This is a genomic window from Acetobacter malorum (assembly GCF_001580615.1).
Lineage (GTDB): Bacteria > Pseudomonadota > Alphaproteobacteria > Acetobacterales > Acetobacteraceae > Acetobacter > Acetobacter malorum.
The window spans coordinates 1-25,320 of record NZ_LHZC01000035.1; the positions used below are offsets into that span (position 1 = coordinate 1).

A 25,320-nucleotide genomic window follows, 5' to 3' on the forward strand; every position below is an offset into this window, starting at 1 on the left:
GGTGGGCCGCAGGGGCTTTCCCGCGTAGCGCAGGCCGCTGATGTTTCGCCCTCTGTTTACGCCCCCATCAGCCCGCAGCGGATGTCAGATGCCATGAAGGTGCTCGGGTCCGATGCGTTTGAAGGTCGCGCTCCCGGTTCTCCGGGGGAGGCCCGCACCGTGGCCTGGCTGATTGAGCAGTATAAGCAGATTGGTCTGGAACCGGCTGGCGAGAATGGCGGCTGGACGCAGCGCGTGCCGTTGCAGCATACCCGCGTGGGGAAGCCTGACCTCCTGCAGGTGGCCTATGCCAAAAACACTCTGCCGCTGGAGCAGACGAAAGACGTCTATTTCACCACCGGGCATGGTGTGGATCGTCTGAAAATCCAGAACGCGGCGCTGGTGTTCGTCGGGTATGGCGTGCATGCGCCCGAGCGGGGCTGGGATGATTTCAAAGGTGTCGATCTGAAAGGCAAGATTGCTGTCTTCCTGATTAACGACCCGGATTTTGACGCCAAACCGGATGAAGCCGTGGCCGGCAAATTTGGTGGCCGCGCCATGACCTATTATGGCCGCTGGACTTACAAATATGAGGAAGCTGCCCGTCGCGGTGCGATTGGCGCGCTGATTGTGCATGACACAGCGGGGGCGGCTTATGAGTGGTCCACAGTGATTGCACCGGGTGGTGAGTCCTTTGACATTGCCCAGAGCGGTGAGAACCAGCCGGTGCTGATGCAGGGCTGGATTTCTACCCCGGCCGCTACAAAGGTTTTTGCGCAGGCCGGGCTGGATCTGCCCGCGCTGCGGGTGCAGGCACGGCAGGCGTCTTTCAAGCCCGTGACGCTGCCAAAGGCGCGCTTCTCACTCAATGTGCCGGTTGAGGTCTCGCATCTGGAAAGCCAGAACGTGCTGGGCAAACTGACCGGCAGCAAACACCCGGATGAAACCGTGATGTTTGGCGCGCACTGGGATGCATTTGGCATGAGCAAGGATGCGCAGGGTCATGAAGTGATCCGCCACGGCGCGATTGATGATGGCTCTGGCGTGGCCGGTGTTCTGGAAATTGCCCGTGCGTTCAAGGCCGGTCCGCAGCCGGAGCGGACGGTGATGTTTGCCTCATGGACGGCTGAGGAACGCGGGCTGCTGGGCTCGGCATGGTATGCCGCGCACCCCATGGCTCCGCTGGAAAAAACGGCAGCCAATTTCACCATGGATGTGTTGCAGATGGCCGGTCCTTCCCACAACGTCTTCATGGTTGGGGCAGGGCAGGACACGGTGCAGGATGACGTGGCGGCCGCTGCGGAAAAACAGGGTCGCGTGATGCTGCCGGAAGCCATGCCGGAACGCGGGGCCTTTTACCGTGCCGACCATCTGCCGTTTGCCCGCGCTGGTGTGCCGGTCGCGGCCCTTATGGATATGGCGGGCTACCCCGATCTGCTGAAAGGTGGCGTGCCTGCCGGGCGGAAATGGTTGCAGGATTATATGGTCTGCTACCATCAGGCCTGTGACGCATGGAGCCCGGACTGGGATGTGCGCGGGGCGGCAGAAGATGTGGCACTGCTCTATACTGTTGGGCGTGCTCTGGCGTTTTCTCAAGGCTGGCCGCAGTGGAAGCCCGGTTCTGAATTTGCAGCAACGCGTGCAAAGAGTGCGGCTGTGCGGGGTGGTCAGTAAGGCGATTTACAAACTGGCAGACTGTCTTTTTAGGCCGTCTGCCAGTGGTAATTTTATCACGTAAAGTATGGAAGCTGTCTGGTTTTCGGCAGCTTCCTGCAACGTCATCAGGTAGGCGTTTTGGCCGTGTGCTGCGTGCCGGATTTGTCGGTGATATACAGCAGAGCCACTGGCCCCTGCGTATCCTGCCGGTGCCATGAGCCGCCGGGCACAAAGAGAACGTCCCCTTTTTTGCCCACAAGAGTGAGTTCCTCGCCGTCCTTTTTCAGGACAACCGTTGTCTGCCCTTCCACAACAAGCAGAAATTCATCATGCGGATGTTCTTCCCACGGGGTTGAGCCTTCAAACCGGACCATGCCGATATTGTGCTGGCCGAACGCAAACAGCGTTGTCATGCTTTTTGCGGCAAAGTCGTCTGTCTGCTGGTTGAGGTGCAGAACGGAAAGCGTGGCGGCAACTTGTTCAAGATTATAGTGAAACATTGGACTGTCTTTCTGTCATAGGATTGCAGGAAGAGGCTGAGTGGTTCAGGCGCGGTCGCAAGAGAGTGGGGCCAGACGACGGGCTGCGAGAATAAGCGGGACAAGCAACACAAGCCCGCAGAGCCAGACCATCAGAAACGCCAGAGAGTAGCCCGCGCTGGCTGCCAGCGGCATAATGGCCGAGGCCGCCAGAACATTGGAAACACTCTCCCCGCATTGAAGAAAACTGTAGTCCAGACCAGGACGTTCTGCGGAGGACCAGTTCATCAACAGGGACCAGAGCGCGACGTAAAACCCGCCGTCAAAAAAGTTCTCTGTGCCAAGAGCAAGATAGAGAGCCGGGGCGGACAGAGTGTGCGTTGCCTGCAAAATCCACAAAGCACCCAGCAAAAGCGCAGAAGGGATGGCCAGAAGGGTAACAGCCTGGCAACTGCCCGCTTTTTTAACCGCGATTGTGCCCAGTATGGCCCCGCCGAGCGCGCCGCACAGAAGATTTGAGATTTGCAGCGTGCCAATGGTTTCAACAGAAATATGCTGGTCGATCAGGAACGGTTGCAGCAGGGCTAAAAGCGCTCCGCCCGCAAACTTAAACGCCAGAGAACTGGTAAGCGCCCATCCAAAGCCTTTTTGGCGGAAGAAATCCTTCAGGCGGGAAGGGCGGGCAATCCGGCTGGCATCTGGTTCCACATATTTCCGCAGAGGCAACAGGATCAGGCAGAGCAGGAAAAGAACCGCCGCCATGGTGCAGAGTGTGCCACCCCAGCCAATCCGGGCGTAAACCAGCAGACTTCCACCCCCACCAGCGAGCATGCCGAGCAGAAAAGCGACAACCTGAATCCCGTTGGCCAGCCCGGCATTCCGGCCTTGCAGGTGGGAGACTGCGGCTGCGTTGGTCAGAATATCCTGTGTTGCAAACACAGTATTGAGCAGGATGATGCCAACCAGTGAGAGCGCAAAACTGTGCTCAGGCGGGAAAAATGCCAGAACAAGACAGGTTAGAATGGCGAGGATCTGCATTTGCAGAATAAGTGCCCCGTACCCCCGGCGTTTCCCGGCATTGTCTGTCGGCCCAGCCCAGAGAAATTTTAAGGCCCAGGGCAGAAATGTCAGCCCGCTCCAGCCAATGGTGTGAAGAGAAACACCACTTTCCCGCAGAATGGTGGCGTAGGCATTAAAGGCCAGTCCTGCGGGAAGGCCTTGCCCGGCATACATCAGCCCCAGCGTGATGGCCCGCTTCCAGACCAGCGGCAGAGCGGAGAACGGGGAGAAAAAACGGCTCTTTTGCATAAAGAGCAAGGATAGGCACCCGGCTGTGCGGGGCCACCCGAATTAGTCCAATACCCCGATCAGACACAGCTCTCGATGAAGGGCTTAGCCTTCCTTACGATAAAGGTGCGGTGCCTTACCAATCTGCCGTTTAAAAGCCGCGCTGAAGTGGCTCATGTTGCTATAGCCAAGCTCCATGGCGGTCTCTGTCACGGAATGGGTTTTTAAAAGCGTTTTGGCGTGTTCCATGCGGTGGGCCTGAAACAGGCTGTAAGGGCCACAGCCAAAGAGAATGCGGAACCCCATTTTCAGCCGCGTGGCATTCAGGCCGCTATAGCGGGCGAGCTCAATAATGGTGGGGGCTTTGTCCATGCGGGATAGCAGAAAAGAACGCGCCTGATGCAGGCAGGCTTTTTCATGACGGGAGAGGGGGGAGCCTTGCGGGGCGGCCTCAATCTGTTCAAAGGACTGGCCCAGAATAGTCAGGGCAGCTGCACAGCTTAAAGGCCCGTTGGACAGGTTCTTCTGCAAACTTTGACACAGGCCGGTGGCGGCTTTGTGGACGGATGGCGTTGCCTTGAGGCTGCTGAAAAACGGCGTGTGAGATGCAAGAGCAGCGTCACCCCATGGGAGAGGCGTACTCATTTCCTGTAGCAATTCTGGCGTAATATGCACTTCAAGGCAGGAAAAATCTGCACTGGTGGCCATCTGGAAACGGGTTGCGGGCAGATAGGCTGTGGCAACATCCCGCGCATGGAACAGGTGCGTTTTCCCCGCAAACGTCATTTCACACTGGCCGGACAGAATGATGGAGCAACGCAAAACTGCCGGGCAATCATCCATTTCCCCATGCAGGGTTGTGGGCTGTGCTGAGGAGAAGAAGCCTGCACTCAGCCCGTTATAAAGCTTGCTGTACAAAGGATGCAGAAGGGACTGGCCGGCCAGATGCTCTGGCTGGTGCCGGTGTATGGCACTGGATCTGACGTCAGGCATCTCCAGAAAAATCCCTTGGCTGTGTGTCTGATTGGAGTGATTAGACTAATCTGAGTGGCGGTGCAATTGCGAGACATTATCATGTTGGTATGAGCAAAAGACATCCCTCCCTTTCAGCCCTGAAATACGCGCTGCTTGTTATGCCTGTGCTGGACTACGCTATGACCCCCGTGGGGTGGGGAGCAACGCCCTGCGCAGACCAGCAGGTTTCCGGCAAGAACGGGCAGGCGGCTTCGGCGCAGGCAGCGTCCTGCCGTAAAAAAGCAGAAGAGATTGTCGTGCGCAGCCGGAATGCGTCTTTTGTTGTTTCTTCCAGCATAGCGCGTCTTTCCGGTGCAGCGTTGAAGGAGCGCCATCTGGACACATTGGCGGATGTGGCGGAGCGGTTGCCTAACGTCTCCTTCACATCCACGACGCAGGCTAACCCCGTCATCATGATGCGTGGTCTGGGCGGCCCGGAAGAAGAGACAAGTAGTCTCTACGTCCCGTTTATGCTGGACGGTATTCCCATGATGAGTATGGCGCTGGGGCAGATTTTTGATCTGGACCATATGGATGTCACGCAGGGGCCGGACCTGACCAGAGGCCCGAATGTTTTTGGTGGCATGGTGTCCGCCACATCCCGAGATCCGGGGAACAAATTTGGTGGGTCTCTGGATTTTGAATATGGGACAGGCAATCGCCGCCGCGCCGTGATGAGCAACGATATTCCTCTGGGGCCGAACACGGCGCTCCGTGTCACGGTTGGTGGGGAAGTGGCTGATGGGTATATTTCCAACCACTTTCTGGACCGGAAGAATACCGCAGGCTGGCATAGTTGGTTTGGCAGGCTGAAGCTGCTGCATAAGGATTCCGCCGGAGGGGAATGGCGGGTGTCTTTGCACCATGTACTCAATCATGGCGGGAATGATTATTTTGCGCCTCCTGCGCTGGCTTTGCGGCATGTGTCTGTCAACACAGAGCGCGGCGTGAATGATAATGACTACTGGGCCGGGTCCGCCCAGTATCATCGTGTGTTCAGCCATAAAATGATTGTGGATGTTGCTCTGGGCGGCAATGCGACCCAATGGAAATCAGAAATTCCGGAAAGCGTTTTTTCAGCCCGCACGGGTTTTACTATGCCGACGCGGCAGGCCGGCGGGACCATCACGCTCTCCGGTTCTTCCGGCACGCTGGACTGGCGGGGCGGTATTTTTGGGCAGGAAATGATGCGGAGCACGCCGTATCTTTTTGATATGTCCCCTTATTATCTGAGCAACACAACCGCTGTGCTGAATAACGCCAATGTTGCCGGATTTGCTGAGCTGGGCTGGCGTTTTTCACCATCATGGCGTCTGGTCCCCTCTTTTCGGGTGGAGCATAATCAGTGGTCCATGTCCCAGTGGAGCGGGCTGCAGACAGCATCTGTGCCGGATGCCTACACCATTCTGCAAACGCTCCCTAAACAGACTGCGTCCCGCACGGTGCCGCTGCCGGGGCTGAAGCTGGAATATCATCCGCAAACAGACAGCGTGCTGATGCAGTATGGCTGGATCAGCTATACGCGGGCCTATATGCCGCCGGGCTTTAGTCCGCATGCGGTCATGGCGGCGACAGCCCAGACACCGTTTGACGCCAGTTACGGAAACAATCTGGAAATTGGCTACCGCCTGCATGACCGGAAAGACAAATGGTCAGCTGAGGTCATAGGCTATTCAAACCTCATTTCCAATCTTCAGGTGGTTACGACCAATGCGAATGGTGAATCCGTTGTGGCGACGGCAGCTAAAGCGCACACACGAGGTATGGAACTGAACGCCACGTTTAAACCCATTCGGAGCCTGACGCTCAGCGGCTTTCTGGGCCTGACCTATGCGGCGTATGACCGTTTTGTTTTTGCCGGGCAGAATTTCAGTGGCCAGCAACTGAACGGCACCCCCAAAAGCAGTTTTGGCTTTAGCGGCACCTGGACGCCGGGGGGTGGCTGGTCTGTGAACGTCAATGTGGTGCGGCGCGGACGCACAAACCTGTATCCCAGCAGCACACTGGTTAATGACCCGTATGTGCTGGTGGATGCCCAGATAGAAAAGAAGTGGCGGTGGTGGAATATTGCCGTCTATGGCCGCAATCTGGCTGATGCCCGTTATCTGACCCGTGGTCTGGCTGTTGGGCAGGCGGTGGCGGCCAACCCGCGCTTGCTGGGTCTGCGGGTTGGGGTGACGTATTAGGCGGAGGGTGTCAGGCGGGCCGGTGTTGCTGGTGCAGTAAACCAGCCAAAGTGGCGGCAGAGCATCAATACCCTGCGGCCATTTATGCTGATAAGCATCATCACTCCCAGACTGGCCCAGCTGATAACGGTGCGGAGCATCAGGGCTTTTGTCAGGGGGAAGGCTGTCATGATCCAGAGGAACACACCCGCCCGGGCGACAAAATAGGCGGCCCAGAGCAGCGTGAAGGCTCGGAAAAACTGTATGATTTCTGGCCGGTCTTTGGGAATGGTGTGCCCGTTTTTGGAGCTCATGGCCAGACGCAGCACCAGCGGTTCTTCCCCCAGCGCACCGGCTGCGAAGAAGGCCGCCGTAATCAGGTTGGAGACCGTGGCCTCATAACGCATCATGAACGGGGTGTCGGCATACAGATCCACCGCGCCGAACACCAGCGCCATGATATTGGAGAACCACCATAATGCCGGAAATGGGCGGTGCGTCGCCATACGCCAGATAACTTCAGCCACAATAAACAGGAGTGTGGCGACAATGGCGGGTTTGAGGCCAAACGTGAGCAAAACGCCCCAGTACAGAATCAGGCTGCCAAAACTATGGAAAAGGCCGCCCAGCGTGCCCGTCAATCGTTTCATTCTGTCTGTTCCACGCCTTTTTTCATAGTCCGGCATTTATAATGCGGTAATGGCCAGACTATGGGCATATTTCCGGGAACGTGTCTCGGCAAAGAACGGGACATTATAAGGCAGAGGGGATTTTCTGGGTTCCGTGTGCTTTCAATGCACTTCCGTTATGGTTTGGGCGGCTTTTAGCGTGCCCGTTTCCAGCCCCGGTCTTCCTGCCGCCAGTAGGCGAGGTCATGCCCGGCGGCTTTCATGGCGGTCCAGCGTTCCCGGGCGGCGGCCACGGCGGCTTCATCATGCCCGTCAAACAGGTCAAACACGCGCTCAAAAGGTGGGTTGTCCGGGCAGGTGCGGTTTTCCAGCAGGAACAGGAACGGGGCGGCGTTGGGCACATCCTCCCCGAGCGTTAGCCAGATGGGTTGCAGGTCGGGGCAGAGAATGCCCTCGCTGCCATGCGGGAGCCATGCCGGGTCCGAGACTTTCCACAGGGCTTTATCCAGCGCATCCAGCTGCGGTTTGCTGGCGCACCATACGGCGGCCTTCTGCCCGCTACCCAGCGTGCGGGAGAGCAGTTGCGGCAAGGCCTCAGCCACGCTGGTGCGGGTGAGGTGATAAAAGCCGATCTGCGTCATGCGGGGCGGGTCCTGTGCTCTGGCATGGGGTCAGTCTATCAGCTTTCGGCAGGCATGCAGAGAGCCAATGGCGGACAAATCCCGTGGTCGTCTGCGCGTTGTTTTGCGGCGGTTTGTGCGCTGCTTTTGCGCTGCGGCCCGGTATGTGTTGCAGGCATGTGGGCTTCCCGCAGGGGAACGATTGTGATGCTCCCGCGCTGGCTGGACTATCAGCATACAACAGGGGATGCTGCCTGACCCGATGCAAAGTCAGGTGTTCTGTGCGGTCTGGCCGGGTGAGGCCAGACGCGCTCAGGGGCTAAGGCAACCTCTGTTTGAGGAAAAAGGACGCGAACGATATGGCGAAAACAGTCACACTGCCGGACGGCACAAAACTGCCTGCACTGGGCATGGGCACCTGGAATATGGGGGAATCCTCCGCCACATGGAAAGAGGAAGTCGCCACACTGCGTCAGGGTGTAGAGGCAGGTCTGAAGGTGGTGGATACCGCTGAGATGTACGGGCAAGGCCGCTCGGAAAGTCTGGTGGGTGAAGCCATGCGGGATTTGCGGGACGATATTTTTCTGGTCTCCAAAGTGCTGCCCACCAATGCCTCAGCCGAGGGCGTGGCCAAAGCCTGCCGCGCTTCCCTGCGGCGGCTGGCGACGGACCGGCTGGACCTTTATCTGCTGCACTGGCGCGGTAGCGTGCCGCTGGCCGAAACCATTGAGGCCTTCCGCAAGCTGAAAGAAGAAGGGTTGATCCGCTACTGGGGCGTGTCCAATTTTGATGTGGACGACATACAGGAGTTGGAAAAATACACCCGGCCCGGTGAATGCGCGAGCAACCAGATCCTTTATAATCTGGAGCATCGGGGCGTGGAGTATGACCTGCTGGACACCAACCGCTTCCGCCATGTGATGACCATGGCCTATTCCCCCATCGGGCAGGGCGGTGCGTTGTTGCAGAACAAGGCGGTGAAGGCCGTGGCCGCCCGGCACACCACAAGCAATGGCCCGGCCAGCCCGGCACAAATTGCGCTGGCGTGGGTGCTGCGGATGAATAATGTGATGCCAATCCCCAAGGCGTCGTCCCTCGCGCATCTCAAGGACAATATTGCCGCGCAGGAAATTACGCTGACGAATGAGGATCTGGCCGCTCTGGACGCTGCCTTCCCACCGCCGGCCAGCAAGGAACCGCTGGATATGATTTAACCCATCAGCTTTGGGTTTAAGACGCAAAAAAGCCGCCGGGCAGAGGCCTCGGCGGCTTTTTTGTGGGCTTTTTGTCAGAAGGACCGGGTCCGAAAGACTCAGACGCCGTCTTTCTGCATGTTGTCCAGAACGTAGGTTGCCATCAGCACAACCGGAAGGCCGAAAGCGATGCTGAAGGTCAGGAAGGACATGTCGTTCAGCTTGAGGCCGGTAAACAGCATGTCCAGACCCAGCAGTGTCAGAAAACCGTACATTTGCATGGTGAAGCCCTTTCGGTGGCGCACAACATCGGTAGAAAACGCATCAGCCCCCGGCGGACCGGGTGCGGCGTCATTCAGAAACACATCTTGCAAACAATCTATTCTGAAAATGTATCTCTTTTCCCGCGCATTTTACGCTCACGGTGGGTGGGGTCAATATTTATTTGGGTTCCGTAAGTAATGGACCATTCTGGTCTTGTTTCACGGTTCTGTAATTAAAAGTAAAATTCTCTATATTTTCTCTATTTATTCGATTTTTAAATATAACAATCAGGGGGTGTTAACGAGGCCGTCCGCCCTCAGTCTTCCGAAAGCGGGCGATGGCCGACATGGATGGTCAGCGTCATCGGCTGGCTCTGCCGCTGCACGCTAATCTGCACCGTGCTGTTGGGGTGAGCAGCGGCAACGGCGCGGATCATGGTGCGGGCGGTATCCATATGCTCTCCGCCCATGGCCGTAATAATGTCACCACGCTTCAGGCCGCCCTGTGCTGCGGGGCCGTTGCGGTCCACCTCTGCCACGCGGGTGCCGTTATGGGTGGTAATGTCTTCCAGCGTGGCGCCCAGCCACCCCCGGTCAATGCGTCCCTCGCGTTGCAGGGCGTTGACAACCGGCATGACAATTTCAGACGGAATGGAAAACCCTAAACCCACGGATCCACCGGTGGGGGAGACAATGGCGGTGTTCAGGGCAATAACCTGCCCGGCCAGATTAAAGGTGGGGCCACCGGAATTGCCGGGGTTAATGGGCGCGTCCAGTTGCAGGAAGTCATCAAACGGGCCGGTGCCAATATCCCGCCCCCGGGCCGAGACAATGCCAGCGGTGACGGACGAGCCAAGGCCAAACGGATTGCCGGCAGCCATAATCCAGTCCCCCACCTGCACAAGGCGGCTGTCCCCCCATTCCACAAACGGCAACGGGGTGGGGCTGTCGATCTTGATGACGGCAATATCTGTCAGGTCATCAATGCCAATCAGGCGGGCATTGTATTCTTTGCCCGTGGCAAGGGCGACGGTGATTTTGTCCGCGTCTTCGACCACATGACCGTTGGTGACAATCACGCCGGACGGGTCGAGAATAAAACCGGAGCCTGCGCCCAGCACTTCATCACTATGTTTGCGCATCCGCTCCCGAAAGCGGCGCTCGAGCGGCGTGCCCTTTACGGCGGAGGGGAGCTTTTTGCGGGTGCTGGAATCTGAATCCCGCGTGACGGCAATATTCACCACAGCCGGCACAACCTTGCGCACCAGCGGGGCAAAGCTTGTCGGGCCGGGGGCGGCAACAATGGGTGTGGCAGGAGCAAAAAGGGTGGAGGGGTCAGCGTGTGCGGTGTGCGATCCCATGGAAAGGCCAGACGAACACAGTGCCGCCATGGCGGGCAGGCTCCGCATAAATGTCTTCATGAGTTTGTGATCTGCTTTCCGTCCATAGAGACTTTTGGCCTCCTTTGCCCCCAAAGTGCAATGCCTCTGTGGCCCAGCACCCTCCTATGGTGCTGTTTTGCAACGCATTGTGGTAATGATGTGACAAAACGTTAACGCGCTGGCCTGCGCGGTTTTGCCGGGCTGAGGGCTGGGTTTTCCGGCCATTCATGCCGGGGGTAACGGCCCCGCATGTCCCGCCGCATATCTGCCCAGCCGCCTTTCCAGAAGCCCGCCAGATCCGCCGTAATCGCCTGCGGGCGGCCTGCGGGGGAGAGCAGGGCCAGACGCAGCGGGACACGTCCTCCCGCCAGTTTTGGCGTTTCCTCCGTGCCATAAAAGACCTGCGCGCGGGCGGAGGCGACGGGCACCGGCTGCGTATAATCCACGCTCGCCTTGCCCCCGGGGAAGGGGAGACCTGTGGGGAGTTCTTTATCCAGCCAGGCGTTCAACGTGTAGCCCAGATGGTTTTTGAGCAGGGTGGTTAACTCCAGCCCGCGCAGGTCGGCCAGAGAAGTTAACCCGTCAAGATAGGGGGCGAGCCAGTCGTCCATCCGCTCGGCCAGTGCCGGGGTGGTAAAGTCTGGCCACTCCTCACCCAGTCCTGCGCCACCGGGCAAGGCGCGGGCGAGTTCCACGCGGGCCTGTAGCTGGCGGGCAGCCTCCGGCCAGTCCAGTGTGGTGTCCGGCGTGGCTTTGGCTTGTGCGAGCAGCAGAGAGGCGGCGTTGCCTGCTTTCACCTTCTCGGTCAGATCCCGCAGCACAAGGCAGCCAATGCGCGTGCGGCGGCGGGCCAGAATATTGCCGGAGACCGGGTCCAGCGAGGTTTCCACCTGCTCCTTTGTGCGGTCCAGCAGGGCCGGGGGGAGGGCGTTCAGATCTAGCGGAGCGGCAAGGCGGATTTCGGCGGAGGTGCGCAAATGTAGCCCCGCCACGGCCAGCAGCTTTTTTTCTGCCAGCCCGTCATCGCGCCGCAGGCGGGCATTGCTGCCGTTGGAGAGGCGGAATGTCCCGGCTTCTCCACGCGAGAGGGCAATCCGGTCTGGAAAGCCAGCGGCAATCAGGGCAGCCGGGTCGCCCCCGGCGTGCTGGCGCGCGCGTAGGCCCAGCCGGAGGCGGAAGCGAGAGGCGGCCTGACGGATGCGGGCCAGTGCGCCCCGGTCGGCCTGCGGGTGGTCTCCCCCGGCAATCAGGTCCAGCCGCAGGGAGATATCGGACGGTGGCACGGGCGGCGGCCCGGCGCGTCCGGCAGCGCGGGGGCGCAGAGGGTCTCGTTCTTCCAGCAGGGCCGCGAGGTCTGCGGCCATGGCGGCTTCCTCCGGTGAGCGGGCGGCCAGCATCATGGCGGCGAGGCGCGGATGCGTGCCAAGGGCCGCCATGTCGCGCCCGTGTTGGGTAATCTGACCGTCATCATCCAGCGCACCGAGCATAATCAGCAGTTCTCGGGCGGCTGCGACGGCGCTGCCGGAGGGCTGGTCGGGCAGGGGCAGCGGGGTGTCGGACTGGCCGACGGTGTCAGTCCACAAAGCGGTGGCCAGCACAAAATCGGAAAGGTCGGCTTCCAGAATTTCCGGGCGGTCATGCTGGGGCATGCCGCGTTCTGTTGCGGTGGTCCAAAGGCAGAAGGCGGTGCCGGGGGCTTCTCGTCCCGCACGACCTGCGCGCTGGCGGGCGGCGGCGCGGGAGATGCGTAGTGTTTCCAGCCGGGACAGACCGGCCCCGGCATCAAAGCGCGGGGCACGACGGAAGCCGCAATCCACCACCACCCGCACGCCCGGCACCGTGAGCGAGGTTTCCGCAATGGAGGTGGAGAGAATAACGCGCCGCTGCCCCTGTGGGCCGGGGCGCAGCACCAGCGCCTGTTCCGCCGGGGGGAGTTCTCCATGCAAGGGGAGAACCGTGGTGCGGCAGTCTTCCAGAAGCTGGGCAACGCGGCGGATTTCTCCTGTGCCGGGCAGGAAGACCAGAATATCGCCCTCCGTTTCGGCCAGAGCCTGCCGCACACCTGCCGCGGTCACGGTGGCCAGATCCCGTAGATGTGGAATATCGCGTTTGGCGTGCTGCACGGTGAGGGGGTACATCCGCCCCTCGCTGGTCAGCACCGGGGCGTTCATCAGGCTGGCCAGTCGCTCGGTTTCTGCCGTGGCGGACATAGCGACCAGCCGCAGGTCAGGCCGCAGCGTGCGTTGCAGGTCTAAGCAGAAGGCCAGAGCGAGGTCTGCATCCAGTGAGCGCTCATGCACTTCATCAATAATCACGCAGGCGACGTTTTCCAGCATCGGGTCGCTCAGCAGGCGGCGCAGGAACAGGCCTTCCGTCAGCACCTCAATGCGGGTGCGGTCAGAGACAGCGGCATCCAGCCGGGTGCGGAACCCGACAAAGCCGCCCACCTCTTCCCCCATCAGTGAGGCAATGCGCGTGGCCGCAGCACGGGCAGCCAGACGGCGCGGCTCAAGCATGATGATACGGTCTGCTTCCTTCCGCCATGGGGCCGCAGCCAGAACGGGCGGCACGGTGGTGGTTTTCCCAGCCCCCGGAGGGGCGACCAGAATGGCGGAGGCGGGCTGCTCTGCCGTGGGTGTGCGGGCAAGGGCCGCGCACAGATCAGGCAGCACGTCCTGCACGGGCAGGCCATCAGCAATGGCAAACGGGGAGGCGGAGGGCGTCTGGTTCGGCATCGGGCTGTTATGGCCGGGGCGTGCGCTGGCTGCAATTTCAAATATCGGGCGGGCGCGTGCGGCACACGCATCGCCAGTTTCTGAAGATGTCTCATAAAAAAAAGTTATCAATCTGGGGGGATCTCTCTTGCCGCGCCTCACGAGTAAGTGATAATGAGAATAATTCTTAATAACGAAAGTGGCGAGACAGACGATGGCGACGGCAAAAGGCCATGCCGACTACAGAGCAGGACTGACGATGACGCGTTTAAAAGCAGGGCTGCTCTCCTGCTCCGGCCTGATGCTATGCGGAGCGGGGATGGGCTTTTGCAGCGCCCCGGCCTTTTGTGCGGCGGCAGCGGAAACAACGGAAAAAGCCACCAAATCCGCAAAAGCGACGCAGCCAGCAGCAAAACCTGCACAAACCGCAAAAAGCGAGCAGGCTAAAAAAGCCGCCCAGCTTTCTGACGAGAATGACATGCCCGCCAGTGTTGAAAAACTGCTGGTGCAGGGGCAGCGGCACAAGAATGCGACGACCGATGGCACCGGCAGCTATGTGGTGAAGGCTGTCTCCATGACCAAAATGCTGTTACGGCTGGATGAAATTCCGCAATCCGTCTCCGTCGTTAGCCGCCAGCAGATGCAGGATCAGAACCTGACAACGGTGGATCAGGCGCTCAAACAGGTGCCGGGTGTGAACGTCAACCCGTATGGGGACGGCACGGCAGGCTTTACCTCCCGTGGTTATGCCGTGCAGCCGCAATATGATGGCGTGCCGTCCAGCGGTGGTATGTCTTTCAGTCAGCAGTTTGATCTGGCGATTTATGATCGCCTTGAAGTTTTGCGTGGCCCGGACGGGATGTTTCAGGGGTCAGCACCCCCCGGTGGGAGTGTGAACTTTGTGCGCAAGCACGGGCTGGATACTTATCGGGCGCAGGGAGATTTCAGCGGTGGCTCATGGGATACGTTCCATGCGGATGCCGATGTAACCGGCCCGCTGACGGGGAATAAAAAGGTCACAGGCCGGTTTGTGCTGGCTGGCGGAGACCGCAACTATTTCTACAAGCAAGCGCACGACACCCGCTGGACAGCCTATGCGGATATTGATGTGCATATTACGGACAAAACCACGCTCTCAGTCTCCGCCACCGGCCAGAAAAATGACACGACGCGCTTTATGGGCCTGCCCATGGCGGCCTCTGGCGAGGACCTGCATCTGGCGCGCAACAGTTTTGTGGGGGCAAACTGGGGCCGCACCAGCAGCCCCATGTATGAGTTTGATGGGGAACTGGAACATGAGTTTGGCGCAGGCTGGCGCGGCAAGCTGACAGGCCGCCACCGTGAAACCGATAGTTCCATGCACTACACCTATCTGAATAGCGTGGTGACACCGCAGAAAACCGGCAACTTTGTTGTAGCGCGGTATGAGGGGCGGGAAATTTATGATGGCGCGGACCTGTATTTTACCGGACCCGTGCATCTGCTGAACCGCAAACATGATTTATTGATCGGCGCGAATTATGATTCCGACCTGCTGTATGATGGCGGCTCGTCTGCCTCATGGCGCACTACGCCGGGCCTGAGTAATCTGGATATCTTCTCGCCGGTTATTTCCGACACAATCCGCCCGGACATTACAACCCGCTATCGTGAACCCACGCAGCAATATGGAGTTTACGGCTCAGCCCGTGTTCAGTTGATGCCGTCTCTTGATCTTTTGCTTGGTGGGCGGCTGAGTTTTTATCAGTACAAATATAAAAACCTGTCCAAAAACACGCCTTATGTTGTCAGCCAGAAAAACGGTGCGGTTCCTACACCCTATCTGGGGCTGGTGTGGCATATTGTGCCGGATGTTGCGGCCTATGTGAGCTTTACGGATACCTTCCAGCCGCAATCCGCCTACAGCCACACCGGGCGGTTGAAGCCGGTTTTGGGGCAGCAGATTGAAGGCGGCTTTAAAGGCTCTTTCTTCCACCGCAATCTGAGTGTGACGCTGGCGGGCTACCATATTCTTGAGCGCAACAAGAGTATGGAAGATCAGGATGGCTCTTCCACCTGTGGCCTCTCCGGCACCAGCACCTGCTACCATGCGGCGGGCAAAGTGCGCAGTCAGGGCTTTGAGTTTGAAATGCTGGGCCGCCTGCTAACCGGCTGGGATATCAGCCTTGGCTACACCTTTAACGATAACAAGATCCTCAAGGATTCTTCCGGTCTGGCTGGGCTGCCTTATACCGCCAACTCACCCCGGCATCTGTTCAAACTCTGGACGCATTATCGCTTTGCCGCCCCGCAGGTGACGCGCAATGTCTGGAGTATTGGGGCCGGTGTGGATGCACAAAGCGGCACGTTTGGCACAAACCGCACTGTTCGGCAGGGAGCCTATGCGGTAGCGAGTGCGCAGGTCGGGTATCAGTGGCGGCCGGAACTGAACATGACGTTCACCGTCAATAACCTCTCCAATACGCGATATTATCAGCGTCTGGGGACTGTCTATTACTACAATTATTATGGAGAGCCCCGGAGCTTTATGGCGTCCGTGCAAAGCAACTTCTGAAATCTGTTGTGTTAGGCCCGACCTGCCGGAAGGAGTGGCAGGTCGGGCTCAATAAACAGGCTTATTTTTTAGGAAGCTGCAGAACGCCGGGCGCAGGAGACCGGGCCTTCGTGGTGGTGGAAGAGGACGATGCATCATCATCCTCACCAGCCGGAAAAACCGGGTCAGGATCAGAGTTTTTGGCGGATGCTGCGTTGCCGGTCGACGTGCTTCTGCCCGATGTCTCAGCAACAGGCGCGTTTTCCGGCAGCGTGGTGGCGGATGTTGCATCCGGCACGGAAACATTCGGGGTCGTGACGGTCGGCACTGTTACGGTGGGTGTGGTGATGGTCGGGGTGGTGACCTGCGGCGTCGTGATGGCCGGTGTTGTCAGAGCGGGGGCGCTGGTTACACCCGTAGCTGCGGCCGGAACTGCGGCGGCAGGTACTACGCTGCTGGCCGTTGTGCGGCTTTTGGCCCCCGGTGCGTCAAGGGACTGGCTTTGAATGGCGGAGCCAACCGGCGTACCGCCCGCATCGGTCATCCAGTCTTTCAGCGTATTGCGGATCTGATATTCAAACTCCACGTTCATGCGCTGCATCATGTCGTTGGTGAGTTCATACAGATTGGCCGGGCTGTCCGCATCGCCTTTGGAAAGATCCGGGCGCAGGGTCTGGGAGACATGCGCTTCCGCCCGTGCGGCCTGTGTGCCGCCGCTGTTCAGCAGCACCAGATGCACATCCATCTGCCCGGCCAGCACGCCGCCTGCCTGATGCAGAATAGACGCACGATCAATCACGAACTGTGCCGTGCCGGAGGCACCGGTTGCCACCAGCCGGTCCTGCGCCATCTGGCGGAGGGCCTGTGCGGGCGGGGTCGGGGCGCGGTTGCCAATATCACCCACCACAGGGTTTTGCAGCGTGGCGTCCTCAATGTTCAGCGTGGCGGCATTGAGGTGCATCACGCTCAGATAGTCATAGCGGAGCGGGGCAAATTTTGTCGGCTGCTTATCGCCCGCACAGCCTGCCAGAAAAGCTGGCAGGAGCAGAGCGACAGAGCATGTTGCACGAAGCGGGCGAGAAAACAGCGACATGGAAAACAAGTCCTCTCAGGCGGAGCGCGGCGCGATGTCCTTGCGCGGGAAGCGGAAGTCATGGTTGCAGAACTCGCACGTCATCACAATCTGCCCGTCATCCTGGCACATGTGGTCCAGATCATCCGTGTCGAACCCTTCCAGCACATTGGCCAGACGGGCGCGGGAACACCGGCAGCCATAGGCCAGCGCGCGCGGCTGGCTGACGTGCAGATCTTCCTGATGGAACAGGCGGTGCAGCAGGGTGGCAGACGGCAGCGTGTCGTCCAGCACTTCCTTTGTGGACAGCGTGGAGGCCAGAATAGTGGCGGTTTCCCAGCTTGCGTCGGCGTCTTCATCGCCCACAACATGGGTGCCACCTTCACCAGCAATGCGTTCCAGCACAAGGCCGCCAGCGCGCCAGCCTGCATCCGTCATGGTGCAGCACAGATAGATCCAGCAGGCATGCTGCTCACTGGTGCTGAAGTAATGCGTTGCCATAGCAGCGAGGTCATCGCCCGCAAGGTCCACAATCCCCTGATGCCGCTCCATGTCCGGACCCTGATCAACCGTGAGGGCCATATAGCCATTGCCCAGCAGGTCACGATCAGTCGGGTTCGGGGTATCCAGAAGCAGGGCGTCCAGAGCGTCATCATCCGTGCGGGCGTAAAAGCGCAGCGCGCCGGTATCGGTGCAGTCTGCCACCAGCATGGTGACGGGGCCGTCGCCTTTGATTTGCAGGGAGAACGCGCCCTGAAACTTCAGCGCAGAGGCCAGACCGGCGACCAGCGCCAGCGCCTTGCCAGCCAGACGGTTCACCACATTGGGGTGGTCATGGCGGGTCAGCAGCACATCGGTCAGCACGCCAAGGCGCACCAGACGCCCGCGCACGGGGCGGCCTTGCAGATAGAACGGCGTGACACCACCGGGCACAACCAGATCCGGCACATCGGGACGGTCACGGTCAAGAAAAGCAGGAGTTTCCATAAAAAACCTTAAGTGCAATCAGTGCTGAGAATATGGGGAGGCACCCCCGGCAATAACAGGGGGCGTCCTTGCTGACTGATGCAGGGGCTCAGATGTCTGAGGAAATGGACAGTTCCAGCTGTTCAAGCTGCTGTTCCAGCGTGCGGGCGGCCTCCGCATTCAGGCCCAGACTGTCCTTCAGGGCGCGCAGAAAACCCTGACGGCAGGCGTCATGCGCGCTGTCCAGATCCGCAGCGCGGCCGCAGCCTGCCAGACAATCCAGATAGGAAGCACGGAACGGCGCGAGTTTATCCGCAGCAAGCGGCAGGCTGGCCAGAATGGTGTCCAGACTGTCTTCCACCCATCCCGGTGTGGCCGGTGTGTCTTCCGTGCCGGAGGGGGTTACGGGTTTGTCCGCGCCGTTCATTGCTTATTCCTTCCCGAAAGAGAGCCAGTTCTCTCCGCCCATGGTCCAGGCCAGCAGGCCTTTCTGAGCGTGCAGACGGTTCTCGGCTTCATCAAACACGACGGATTGCGGGCCTTCAAACACCTCTTCCGTCACTTCCTCCCCAATATGGGCGGGCAGGCAGTGCATGAACAGGGCATCCGGCGCGGCCACGGCCATCAGAGCAGCATCCACCCGGTAGGGGGAGAGCTTGGCAAGGCGCATGGCGGATTCTTCTTCCGAGTCCGACATGCTCAGCCATGTGTCCGTCACCACGCAGTCAGCGCCTTCCACAGCAGCGCGCGGGTCTGTGGTCAGCACCACATCGCCACCTTCCTGCTTGGCCCAGTCCAGCACGTCCTGCGGCGGGGCCATGTCTGCCGGGGTAGCGGCGCGCAGCTTGAAGCCGAAGCGCACAGCCCCTTCAATCAGGGAGACCAGCACGTTGTTGCCGTCACCTGTCCAGGCAAAAGTGCGGCCTTTAACCGGGCCACGATGCTCTTCATACGTCAGGATATCGGCCAGAATCTGCACCGGGTGAGAAGACGGTGTCAGACCGTTGATAACCGGCACGCTGGCGGCACGCGCCAGTTCATGCAGGTTTTCCGTGCGGCCCGTGCGCAGCACCAGCGCATCCACAAAGCGGGAGAGGACGCGGGCGGTGTCTGTAATGGTCTCACCCCGGCCAATCTGCATGTCGGCCGGGGAGAGGATGACGGCATCCCCGCCCAACTGACGAATTCCCACTTCAAAGGAGACACGGGTGCGGGTGGACGGCTTGGAGAGGATGATCCCCAGCGCCCGGCCAGCCAGCGGCACGCGCGGATGCAGGGGGAAACGACGGCCCTTCTGCATCTGCTTCATACCGGCGGCCACATCCAGAATCTGGCGCAGGGTACCTGCGTCCAGATCTTTCAGGTCGAGGAAGTGGCGCGGCCCGGTCTGCTTGGTGGGGGTGGAGAGAGAGGTAAGGGCAGCGCTCACAGGGTGGGCTCCAGTGTTTTGTTATTTTGGGTATTGGTCAAAATCTGCACCGCTTTTTTAAGGCGGGAGACAGCCTCACGGCACTCGTCTTCAGAAATCGTCAGGGGCGGCACCAGACGCAGAACGTTGTCACCCGCTGTGACGCACAGCAGGTCGGCGTCCTGCGCTGCGGCCTGCACTGTGCCAACCGGCAGCACGCACCGCAGGCCGATCAGCAGGCCAAGGCCGCGCCGTTCCGCAAAAATGGTGGGCGCGCTCTGCACCAGTTCATCCAGCAAACCATCCAGCAGAGCGGCGCGGGAGCGGACCTGCTCCAGAAAGCCGGGAGCCAGCAGAACATCAAGCACCGCATTGGCCGCCGTGCAGGCCAGCGGGTTCCCGCCAAAGGTGGTGCCGTGCGTGCCTGCCGTCATGTTCTTGGCAACGGCTTCCGTCGCCAGAACGGCCCCGATGGGGAAGCCACCGCCCAGACCTTTGGCGGCGGACATCACATCCGGCGTAATGCCGGCCCATTCATGCGCAAACAGCTTGCCCGTCCGGCCTACGCCGCACTGCACTTCATCCAGCGCCAGCAGCACGCCGGTTTCATCACACAGCGCGCGCACGGCTTTCAGATACTCAGGGCTGGCGACCTTGATGCCGCTTTCCCCCTGAATGGGTTCCAGCATGATGGCGGCCGTCTGCGGTGTAATGGCGGCTTTCAGGGCTGTGATGTCATTAAACGGCACATGCACGAAGCCCGGAACCGGAGCACCGAAGCCCTCCAGATATTTCGGGTTGCCGGTGGCGGAGAGCATGGCCAGCGTCCGGCCATGGAACGCGCCATCCATGCAGATAATGTCCGTCCGTTCCGGGTGGCCGGACATGGCCTGTGCCCGGCGGGCGAACTTCACCATGCCTTCATTGGCTTCCGCGCCGGAATTGCAGAAGAACACGCTGTCCGCAAAGCTGTTGGCAACCAGCCGTTCCGCCAGCCGCGTGGCCTGCGGGATCTGGAACAGGTTGGAGACGTGCATCACGCGGCCCACCTGCTCACTGAGTTCTTTGACCATATGCGGGTGCGCATGCCCGATGGAGCAGGTGGCAATGCCCGCGGCAAAGTCCAGGAATCGTCGCCCGTCCGTCGTGTACAGCCAGGCGCCTTCGCCACGCTCAAAAGCGAGGGGGGCACGGTTGTAGGTCGGTGTCAGGGCTGGAATCATGGAATAATTCTTTGTGTTGCGTGTGAGGTGGTCATCAAAAAAGGAGAAACAGTGCAAAACAGAAAATGCCCGCTGCCTGATCTGGAGCGGGCGACCCGTTTGCACGCGGCATGATGGGGGTGTCCTGCGGGCAGAGTCAAACGTCTAAAACGAAAATCTCGCATGAAACTGTCACATTTCTTGCGCAGGAGGGGGGTAAATGGGTCAGGAATGGTCTTTTTGCAGCAAAATGAGGCATAAGGGCGGACATGGGATCTGACACCGCACCCCCTTCCGATGTACCGCCGCCTGACCGCAAGGTTTTGCGAGAAGCGGCTCTGGCGCATCTGGCGCGTTTTTCCACCACACGGCAGGGGCTGGAGCAGGTGTTGTTGCGCCGCATTGCCCGCTGGGAGCGCAGCGCTCTGAAGGCCGGGGCCGAGCAGGAGGATGTGCGCGCCACCGCCGCCGCCCTGCGCCCGGTGGTGGAAGCTGTGGCGGACGATATGATTCGGCTGGGTGCTGTGGATGATGCCGCTTTTGCGCAGGCCCGCGCCCGCCGACTGGTGCGCTCTGGCCGCTCCGGCCGCGCCGTGCAGGCGCATCTGGCCGCCCGTGGCGTGGAGGCTGATGTGCGTGAGGCCGCCTTGCAGGAGGTGGTCGAAGGGTTTTCTCCTGGGGAAGTTGAGCTGTCTTCAGCCCTTGTGCTGGCGCGCAAGCGGCGGCTGGGGCCGTTTGCCGGAATGCCGTCTCTCCGCCCCCCGCGTGCCTCTGCCGGGAAGGAAGAAGAGGGCGGACGCGGCCTGAGCCCGGAAGAGGTTGAGGAGCGCCGCGCCATGGGGATTCTGGCCCGCGCCGGGTTTGGGCGGGACGTGGCGCAGCGGGTGCTGGAGATGGACCCTGCGGAAGCGCAGGAGTGGATGGAGCGTTTGAGGGCCGAGTCGTGAAGCGTTGGAGTGTTTTGTTACTGCCGCTGTTGCTGGCAGCCTGTGCCGGGCATGGCGGATGGGGTGGCTCTGTGCAGTGTGCCCCTTATGCGCGGGAGCATTCCGGTGTTCAGTTACGCGGGGCGGCGGCCAGCTGGTGGCGGCAGGCCGGGGGGCATTACACTCGCACCTCCGCGCCGCAACCGGGTGAGGTGCTGGTGTTCCGCTCCACGCGCCGTCTGCCGTCAGGGCATGTCTCTGTGGTGCGGGCGGTGAAAAATTCCCGCCTTGTGCTGGTGGACCACGCTAACTGGGAGCCGGGACGGGTGACGCGCCGCGCACCGGTGGAGGATATCTCACCGGGGAATAACTGGACGCAGGTGCGTGTCTGGTGGTCGCCTATTCACGGCATGGGGAAAACCGTCTACCCTACGTATGGATTTATAGAACCTGTGCTGGAGGGCGGCAGTTCCTGAGGCTGGCGTCCGCCGGGTGATCGGTCCGCACGGTGTTTTGCCCCGTTTTTCAGGCCCCGCAGAGAGATCGGGCTTGCATGATGGGGGAAGCGCCGCCATGTGGTCAGAACAGAAACAGGGAATTTTGGCCGTTCGCAGTGCGCCGGCCTTATAAACAGAGGGCTGTTGAATGGGTAGCTTAAGCATCTGGCACTGGCTGATTGTGCTTGCGGTTGTGCTGGTGGTTTTTGGTGGTGGCGGCAAGATCAGCTCCATGATGGGTGACTTCGCGAAGGGGATTAAATCCTTCAAGAAACACATGGCGGACGATGAACCGATGGATGAACCGGCTCCCCGTGCCGGTGGCCATATTTCTCCCCCGCCTGCTGCCAAACCGGTAGACCCCGCTGCTGTGCAGCCTGAAAAAACACACCAGCCCTGAGGCCAGCCGTACGGCACGGCAGGACGCAGGCCGCCTTCAGGCGGTCCGCAGGCGGATTAAAGGCCGGATTTAAAGCATGAGCGAAACCATGACGGATTTTGCACGCGCCACGCAGGATATTCTGGTGGCTGGGCAGCGGATGGATGCGCGTGGCTGGGTGCCTGCCACGGCAGGGAATATCAGCCGCCGTCTGCCGGATGGGCGCATCGCCATCACCCGCTCCGGCTGCCACAAGGGCTTTCTGCAGGCAGCGGATGTGATTACGGTTGATGAAGCCGGAAAACCGCACCGCAGCGGCGATAAGCCGAGTGCGGAAACGCTGCTGCATTGCCAGATCTATCAGCAGGACCCCACCGCAGGCGCTGTGCTGCACGGGCATTCCGTGGCGGCGACCGTGCTTTCCATGGTCGAGAAAGGTCCGGCTCTTCACCTGGCAGACTATGAAGTGCTGAAAGTGTTTGAAGGCCAGACCACGCACGAAACGTCGGTCCCGGTGCCCCTGTTTGAGAACGATCAGGATATTGCCCGTCTGGCGCAGGTGGTTGCACCGTCCTTTGGCAGCATGGCAGCGGGCTACATTATTCGCGGCCATGGCGTGTATGTGTGGGGTAAGGATATGCCAACCGCACTGGCGCGTCTGGAAGGGCTGGAATTTCTTCTGGCCTGCCTGCTTGAAAGAAGGAAGCTGGGCCTGTGAGCACGCTGACCATCTATCAGGATACCGTCCCCGAAACCCCGGTTCTGCAAACGCAGGACCCGGCGGAAATTGCCAGCCAGTTGAGCCCGTTGGGTGTGCGGTTTGAACGGTGGGAAGGCCCCCAGATCCCGCCGCGCTCAGCAGATGCCGAGACGGTGCTGGCCACCTATCGTCCGTTTCTGGACAAATTAATGGGCGAGACGGGGGCAGGCTCTGCCGACGTCATGCAGGTGAACCCCGGCACGCCCAACCTCCCTGCGCTGCGGGCTAAATTCCTGTCTGAGCATACGCATAGTGAAGATGAAGTGCGCTTTTTTGTGCATGGCTCCGGCCACTTCATCCTGCATGTGGCGGACAAAATTTACGATGTGGAATGCACCCAGACAGACCTGATTTCCGTGCCGGAAGGCACAAAGCACTGGTTTGATGCCGGGCCTGCGCCGGATGTGGTGGCTCTGCGGATTTTCACCCGCAAGGAAGGCTGGATTGCGGACTATACCGGCACCGACCTTGCAACCCGTTTTATGGCTTACGATCAATGAGTGCAGTCTCTCACACGCCGCGCGTCGTCCTGCTGGATATTGAGGGCACAACGGCTCCCATCTCCTTCGTGCATCAGGTGCTCTTCCCTTATGCCCGCACGCATCTGCCCCAACTGGTGGCGGAACAGGCGCATGATCCGGTGGTGCATGCCCAACTGGAAGAAATTGCCCGTCTGGCCCCCGGCGTGCCGCCTATGGAGCAACTGACGCGCTGGATGGATGAGGACGCCAAGGTCGGCCCGCTCAAGGCACTTCAGGGTATTGTGTGGGGGCAGGGCTATCAGCGCGGTGAACTGATCGCCAGCCTGTATCCGGATGTGGTGCCGGCTCTGGAAGCGTGGTCCAAAGCCGGGCTGACACTGGCGGTCTATTCTTCCGGCTCCGAGCCTGCGCAAAAGCTGATTTACGGCCATACGCAGCAGGGTGACGTCACTCCGCTGTTCAGCCGCTTTTTTGACCTGCGTGTGGGTGGCAAGAAAGACGAGAAGAGCTACCGCAACATCCTGCTGGAAACCGGCTGGAAGCCTGAGGATGTGCTGTTCCTCTCTGATGTGACGGCGGAACTGGATGCCGCAGCCGATGCCGGATTGCAGGTCTGCCAGATTGCCCGTCCGGAGGATGGCACGGTGGCAGGCAAGCGCCACCCGGTGGTGGCAACCCTGCCGGAAGCGGCGCGCCTGTTCGGTCTGCCCGGTGCGGAGCCGCAGGCGTGATCAGGGCGCAGCTGCACGAGAACTGGAAGACCATCCCCGATGAAGCTCGTGGCTGCGCTGCTGCTCTGGGGAATTTTGATGGGGTGCATCTTGGGCACGCTCATCTGGTGCACACCCTCCATTCCGCCCGGCCTGACCTACCTCTGGCTGTGGTGACGTTTGACCCGCACCCGCGGGAGCTGTTCCGCCCGCAGGACCCGCCGTTTCGCCTGACCTTGTCGGCTGAAAAGCTGGCAGCGCTTGAGGCGCTGGGTGTGCGGCATGTCTTCCAGATCAAATTTGATGAAGCGTTCTCCCAGATGTCCGCCGAGCGGTTTGTGGAAGATGTGCTGTATGACGCGCTGGGCCTGAAGCACGTGGCCTGCGGGCCGGATTTTGCCTTCGGGCATCGGCGCGGGGGCGATGTGACGTTCCTGTCCGAGCGCTCTGCGGAGCTGGGCATGGGCTTTACCCCCGTGCAGGCCCTCTCCGACGGGGCTGGCCCGTATTCTTCCTCCCGCATCCGGCGTCTGTTGCAGGATGGGTACCCGGAACGGGCCGCGGAAGAGTTGGGCCGCCCGTGGTTTATCCGGGGTGAGGTCAAGCATGGCGACAAGCGTGGCCGCCTGCTGGGCTTCCCCACCGCCAACATTCCGCTGGGGCGGCATCTTGAGCCCGCACGCGGGGTGTATGCAGTCACGGTTCGTCTGCCTGACGGCCAGACCCGGCCCGGGGTGGCCAATATCGGCCGCCGCCCGACGATTGATGACGGGCAGGAAAGCCGGCTGGAAGTCAATCTGTTTGACTTTGACGGCGACCTGTATGGCCAGACCCTCTCCGTAGCACTCCACCGCATGTTGCGGGCTGAAAAACGCTTTGAGGGGCTGGACGCGCTGAAAGACCAGATTACGCAGGATGCCGCACAGGCCCGTGGCGTTCTGGAAGACGAACTGCGCGGGAATTAACCCTGATAATGCCCCTTGCAGCTTGACCCTTTGGGCTTG

Annotated in this window: 24 protein-coding genes; 11 read left to right on the top strand and 13 right to left on the bottom strand. The window is 60.3% G+C overall.

The genetic code is table 11. The features are described from left to right. On the top strand, nucleotides 1-1,653 hold a 1,653-nt coding region (locus AD930_RS02415; protein ID WP_061504984.1), incomplete at its 5' end, for a M28 family metallopeptidase. A 107-nt stretch (nucleotides 1,654-1,760) separates the two neighbouring features. Here the strand turns inward: AD930_RS02415 and AD930_RS02420 are convergent. The 3 genes from AD930_RS02420 to AD930_RS02430 form a co-directional block, all read right to left on the bottom strand. Further along, a complete protein-coding gene (locus tag AD930_RS02420) occupies nucleotides 1,761-2,135 on the bottom strand; it encodes a cupin domain-containing protein (protein ID WP_043552033.1) in 375 nt (124 codons plus the stop codon). A gap of 45 nt (nucleotides 2,136-2,180) precedes the next feature. After that, nucleotides 2,181-3,422, bottom strand: coding sequence for an MFS transporter (locus tag AD930_RS02425; protein ID WP_061504985.1), 1,242 nt, complete (start codon nucleotides 3,420-3,422; stop codon nucleotides 2,181-2,183). A gap of 84 nt (nucleotides 3,423-3,506) precedes the next feature. Beyond that, a complete protein-coding gene (locus AD930_RS02430) occupies nucleotides 3,507-4,394 on the bottom strand; it encodes a helix-turn-helix domain-containing protein (protein ID WP_061504986.1) in 888 nt (295 codons plus the stop codon). Nucleotides 4,395-4,483: 89 nt separating this feature from the next. Here AD930_RS02430 and AD930_RS02435 point away from each other — a divergent pair, with 89 nt between their 5' ends. Then, a complete protein-coding gene (locus AD930_RS02435) occupies nucleotides 4,484-6,601 on the top strand; it encodes a TonB-dependent receptor (protein ID WP_244150466.1) in 2,118 nt (705 codons plus the stop codon). On the opposite strand, the gene AD930_RS02440 is transcribed toward AD930_RS02435, so the two are convergent. Continuing rightward, on the bottom strand, nucleotides 6,598-7,230 hold the full coding sequence (locus AD930_RS02440) for a DUF3159 domain-containing protein (RefSeq protein ID WP_167375129.1): 633 nt from the start codon (nucleotides 7,228-7,230) through the stop codon (nucleotides 6,598-6,600). The genes AD930_RS02435 and AD930_RS02440 overlap by 4 nt on opposite strands. Before the next feature lie 173 nt (nucleotides 7,231-7,403). Next, entirely contained in the window at nucleotides 7,404-7,850 is a 447-nt protein-coding gene (locus AD930_RS02445; protein ID WP_061504987.1) for a DNA polymerase III subunit chi, read from the bottom strand. 338 nt (nucleotides 7,851-8,188) lie between these two features. Between AD930_RS02445 and AD930_RS02450 the strand changes: the two genes are divergently transcribed. Beyond that, the gene (locus AD930_RS02450; RefSeq protein ID WP_061504988.1) at nucleotides 8,189-9,043 is read left to right on the top strand and encodes an aldo/keto reductase; all 855 of its coding nucleotides are present in this window, start codon (nucleotides 8,189-8,191) and stop codon (nucleotides 9,041-9,043) included. Between the two features lie 98 nt (nucleotides 9,044-9,141). Here AD930_RS02450 and AD930_RS02455 read toward each other — a convergent pair whose 3' ends face one another. From AD930_RS02455 to hrpB, 3 genes are all read right to left on the bottom strand, one after another. Beyond that, on the bottom strand, nucleotides 9,142-9,396 hold the full coding sequence (locus AD930_RS02455; RefSeq protein WP_043552040.1) for a hypothetical protein: 255 nt from the start codon (nucleotides 9,394-9,396) through the stop codon (nucleotides 9,142-9,144). Nucleotides 9,397-9,602: 206 nt separating this feature from the next. Next, complete coding sequence (locus tag AD930_RS02460) at nucleotides 9,603-10,706, bottom strand: S1C family serine protease (RefSeq protein ID WP_061505007.1); 1,104 nt, start codon at nucleotides 10,704-10,706, stop codon at nucleotides 9,603-9,605. Nucleotides 10,707-10,837: 131 nt separating this feature from the next. Further along, entirely contained in the window at nucleotides 10,838-13,402 is a 2,565-nt protein-coding gene (hrpB, locus tag AD930_RS02465; RefSeq protein ID WP_061505008.1) for an ATP-dependent helicase HrpB, read from the bottom strand. A 238-nt stretch (nucleotides 13,403-13,640) separates the two neighbouring features. Here hrpB and AD930_RS02470 point away from each other — a divergent pair, with 238 nt between their 5' ends. Continuing rightward, complete coding sequence (locus AD930_RS02470; RefSeq protein WP_244150467.1) at nucleotides 13,641-15,935, top strand: TonB-dependent siderophore receptor; 2,295 nt, start codon at nucleotides 13,641-13,643, stop codon at nucleotides 15,933-15,935. Nucleotides 15,936-15,996: 61 nt separating this feature from the next. Here AD930_RS02470 and AD930_RS02475 read toward each other — a convergent pair whose 3' ends face one another. The 5 genes from AD930_RS02475 to AD930_RS02495 all read right to left on the bottom strand — a co-directional run bounded on the left by AD930_RS02475 (nucleotide 15,997) and on the right by AD930_RS02495 (nucleotide 20,583). Then, the gene (locus AD930_RS02475; protein WP_061504989.1) at nucleotides 15,997-17,007 is read right to left on the bottom strand and encodes a hypothetical protein; all 1,011 of its coding nucleotides are present in this window, start codon (nucleotides 17,005-17,007) and stop codon (nucleotides 15,997-15,999) included. A gap of 15 nt (nucleotides 17,008-17,022) precedes the next feature. Then, entirely contained in the window at nucleotides 17,023-17,973 is a 951-nt protein-coding gene (hslO, locus tag AD930_RS02480; protein WP_061504990.1) for an Hsp33 family molecular chaperone HslO, read from the bottom strand. Between the two features lie 88 nt (nucleotides 17,974-18,061). Beyond that, nucleotides 18,062-18,379 carry a hypothetical protein gene (locus AD930_RS02485; RefSeq protein WP_043552043.1) on the bottom strand — a complete coding sequence of 106 codons (318 nt, stop codon included), beginning with the start codon at nucleotides 18,377-18,379 and terminating at the stop codon, nucleotides 18,062-18,064. A gap of 3 nt (nucleotides 18,380-18,382) precedes the next feature. Continuing rightward, nucleotides 18,383-19,381: an ornithine carbamoyltransferase gene (gene argF, locus AD930_RS02490; protein ID WP_061504991.1), complete on the bottom strand. Its 999-nt coding sequence runs from the start codon at nucleotides 19,379-19,381 to the stop codon at nucleotides 18,383-18,385. After that, complete coding sequence (locus AD930_RS02495) at nucleotides 19,378-20,583, bottom strand: aspartate aminotransferase family protein (RefSeq protein WP_061505009.1); 1,206 nt, start codon at nucleotides 20,581-20,583, stop codon at nucleotides 19,378-19,380. Before AD930_RS02495 ends, argF begins: the two co-directional genes overlap by 4 nt. 248 nt (nucleotides 20,584-20,831) lie before the next feature. On the opposite strand from AD930_RS02495, the gene AD930_RS02500 reads away from it, so the two are divergent. From AD930_RS02500 to AD930_RS02530, 7 genes are all read left to right on the top strand, one after another. After that, on the top strand, nucleotides 20,832-21,509 hold the full coding sequence (locus tag AD930_RS02500) for a RecX family transcriptional regulator (RefSeq protein WP_061504992.1): 678 nt from the start codon (nucleotides 20,832-20,834) through the stop codon (nucleotides 21,507-21,509). Then, on the top strand, nucleotides 21,506-21,964 hold the full coding sequence (locus AD930_RS02505) for a CHAP domain-containing protein (protein WP_061504993.1): 459 nt from the start codon (nucleotides 21,506-21,508) through the stop codon (nucleotides 21,962-21,964). The genes AD930_RS02500 and AD930_RS02505 overlap by 4 nt, the downstream gene beginning before the upstream one ends. Nucleotides 21,965-22,133: 169 nt before the next feature. After that, complete coding sequence (locus AD930_RS02510) at nucleotides 22,134-22,385, top strand: twin-arginine translocase TatA/TatE family subunit (RefSeq protein WP_061504994.1); 252 nt, start codon at nucleotides 22,134-22,136, stop codon at nucleotides 22,383-22,385. A 76-nt stretch (nucleotides 22,386-22,461) separates the two neighbouring features. Next, nucleotides 22,462-23,082, top strand: coding sequence for a methylthioribulose 1-phosphate dehydratase (locus tag AD930_RS02515; protein ID WP_061492298.1), 621 nt, complete (start codon nucleotides 22,462-22,464; stop codon nucleotides 23,080-23,082). Continuing rightward, complete coding sequence (locus AD930_RS02520) at nucleotides 23,079-23,624, top strand: 1,2-dihydroxy-3-keto-5-methylthiopentene dioxygenase (RefSeq protein ID WP_061504995.1); 546 nt, start codon at nucleotides 23,079-23,081, stop codon at nucleotides 23,622-23,624. The genes AD930_RS02515 and AD930_RS02520 overlap by 4 nt, the downstream gene beginning before the upstream one ends. Next, the gene (gene mtnC, locus AD930_RS02525) at nucleotides 23,621-24,337 is read left to right on the top strand and encodes an acireductone synthase (protein ID WP_061504996.1); all 717 of its coding nucleotides are present in this window, start codon (nucleotides 23,621-23,623) and stop codon (nucleotides 24,335-24,337) included. Before AD930_RS02520 ends, mtnC begins: the two co-directional genes overlap by 4 nt. Continuing rightward, nucleotides 24,334-25,281, top strand: coding sequence for a bifunctional riboflavin kinase/FAD synthetase (locus AD930_RS02530; protein WP_208598550.1), 948 nt, complete (start codon nucleotides 24,334-24,336; stop codon nucleotides 25,279-25,281). Before mtnC ends, AD930_RS02530 begins: the two co-directional genes overlap by 4 nt. The last annotated feature ends 39 nt before the right edge of the window (nucleotides 25,282-25,320 follow it).

What these genes read in the sequence shown, in the direction of transcription:
- AD930_RS02475 (WP_061504989.1), bottom strand. Translation starts at nt 17,007, where the DNA reads ATGTCGCTGTTTTCTCGCCCGCTTCGTGCAACATGCTCTGTCGCTCTG.
- AD930_RS02435 (WP_244150466.1), top strand. Translation starts at nt 4,484, where the DNA reads ATGAGCAAAAGACATCCCTCCCTTTCAGCCCTGAAATACGCGCTGCTT.
- AD930_RS02495 (WP_061505009.1), bottom strand. Translation starts at nt 20,583, where the DNA reads ATGATTCCAGCCCTGACACCGACCTACAACCGTGCCCCCCTCGCTTTT.
- AD930_RS02515 (WP_061492298.1), top strand. Translation starts at nt 22,462, where the DNA reads ATGAGCGAAACCATGACGGATTTTGCACGCGCCACGCAGGATATTCTG.
- hslO (WP_061504990.1), bottom strand. Translation starts at nt 17,973, where the DNA reads ATGGAAACTCCTGCTTTTCTTGACCGTGACCGTCCCGATGTGCCGGAT.
- AD930_RS02450 (WP_061504988.1), top strand. Translation starts at nt 8,189, where the DNA reads ATGGCGAAAACAGTCACACTGCCGGACGGCACAAAACTGCCTGCACTG.
- AD930_RS02430 (WP_061504986.1), bottom strand. Translation starts at nt 4,394, where the DNA reads ATGCCTGACGTCAGATCCAGTGCCATACACCGGCACCAGCCAGAGCAT.
- AD930_RS02485 (WP_043552043.1), bottom strand. Translation starts at nt 18,379, where the DNA reads ATGAACGGCGCGGACAAACCCGTAACCCCCTCCGGCACGGAAGACACA.
- AD930_RS02440 (WP_167375129.1), bottom strand. Translation starts at nt 7,230, where the DNA reads ATGAAACGATTGACGGGCACGCTGGGCGGCCTTTTCCATAGTTTTGGC.
- AD930_RS02460 (WP_061505007.1), bottom strand. Translation starts at nt 10,706, where the DNA reads ATGAAGACATTTATGCGGAGCCTGCCCGCCATGGCGGCACTGTGTTCG.
- AD930_RS02470 (WP_244150467.1), top strand. Translation starts at nt 13,641, where the DNA reads ATGACGCGTTTAAAAGCAGGGCTGCTCTCCTGCTCCGGCCTGATGCTA.
- AD930_RS02420 (WP_043552033.1), bottom strand. Translation starts at nt 2,135, where the DNA reads ATGTTTCACTATAATCTTGAACAAGTTGCCGCCACGCTTTCCGTTCTG.
- AD930_RS02445 (WP_061504987.1), bottom strand. Translation starts at nt 7,850, where the DNA reads ATGACGCAGATCGGCTTTTATCACCTCACCCGCACCAGCGTGGCTGAG.
- AD930_RS02510 (WP_061504994.1), top strand. Translation starts at nt 22,134, where the DNA reads ATGGGTAGCTTAAGCATCTGGCACTGGCTGATTGTGCTTGCGGTTGTG.
- mtnC (WP_061504996.1), top strand. Translation starts at nt 23,621, where the DNA reads ATGAGTGCAGTCTCTCACACGCCGCGCGTCGTCCTGCTGGATATTGAG.
- AD930_RS02425 (WP_061504985.1), bottom strand. Translation starts at nt 3,422, where the DNA reads ATGCAAAAGAGCCGTTTTTTCTCCCCGTTCTCCGCTCTGCCGCTGGTC.
- AD930_RS02500 (WP_061504992.1), top strand. Translation starts at nt 20,832, where the DNA reads ATGGGATCTGACACCGCACCCCCTTCCGATGTACCGCCGCCTGACCGC.
- hrpB (WP_061505008.1), bottom strand. Translation starts at nt 13,402, where the DNA reads ATGCCGAACCAGACGCCCTCCGCCTCCCCGTTTGCCATTGCTGATGGC.